Source organism: Thalassotalea sp. PLHSN55 (assembly GCF_052030545.1).
GTDB lineage: Bacteria > Pseudomonadota > Gammaproteobacteria > Enterobacterales > Alteromonadaceae > CANMXU01.
In genome coordinates this window covers 1-878 of sequence record NZ_JBPDIH010000032.1, presented here as the reverse complement: position 1 = coordinate 878, position 878 = coordinate 1, and the positions used below count along the sequence as shown (strand labels likewise).

Here is an 878-nt window from a genome sequence, read left to right as displayed (position 1 = left end):
CTAAAGAGTATCGGACATAGCAAAGGTATGAATTAGTCAGGGTGCTTACCCTGTGTTTTTTGATTATACCTACGAGCTTTTAAAAACCCTAAGCCTACAAAAAGCAAAGCCCAAAAAGTCAAAACATCAACATTGTAATATTCAGGTTTATAAAAACAAATATACAGATTGATAAAAAACATAGACATAGAAGTTAAAAAACCAACGGTTAAAAAACTCATAAACAAATTCCTTTTTAAGTGATCGGGTATAAAAAACCACTGGTAATAATAGACCAAAAAAAACAAAACAATTGTATCAGCTAGCACCGAAGCCGCAGAAAACTACCGAGTTATACCCCGTAATACAGTACGGGGTTTTTGTCGCTTCGCTCCTTTAAAAACAATTAACCACCCCTGAAACAGCCGTTAATCAAAAATTTTAAACAAGTCAGCTAAAAAGCAACAGGCACAAAAAAACCACCCCTGGTGTGGAAGTGGCTAAGCAAAAAATCACGAACACATTGCGCCAAAATACATTTCACAAAAAACACTGTGAAATTATTTCTGTCACTAGGATTATTAGGAATCAGAATTTATCGTTATTGGGTCGTATTGCTTTCTTACCGGATTACAATAAACATCGAGCACCAAATTACCCCGTTTAAGTTTGCTATGGCAATCAGATTGATAAAGCACTTTATAACCAACTAGTTCAGGGTCAACAACTTCACCTTGTTCGTTATTAAAGCAATAATCAAAACGACCATCGGAAACAGTTTGTGAGCAATTAATAAATATCTTACCTAGGTCTGAACCTGCCAACTTGGTAATAGCTTCGCGAACTGGACTATCTTTAGGCTTTGATTCTACTTTTTTAGCCGTAACATTACCGCTTTG

2 protein-coding genes are annotated in these 878 nt (G+C 35.6%); both read right to left on the bottom strand.

All coding sequences use genetic code 11. The features are described from left to right. Window positions 1–32 precede the first annotated feature (32 nt). Complete coding sequence (locus tag ACRRSQ_RS20580; protein WP_440877654.1) at window positions 33–221, bottom strand: hypothetical protein; 189 nt, start codon at window positions 219–221, stop codon at window positions 33–35. 339 nt (window positions 222–560) lie between these two features. Continuing rightward, a partial coding sequence (locus ACRRSQ_RS20575) for a hypothetical protein (protein WP_440877653.1) occupies window positions 561–878 on the bottom strand: 318 nt, incomplete at its 5' end.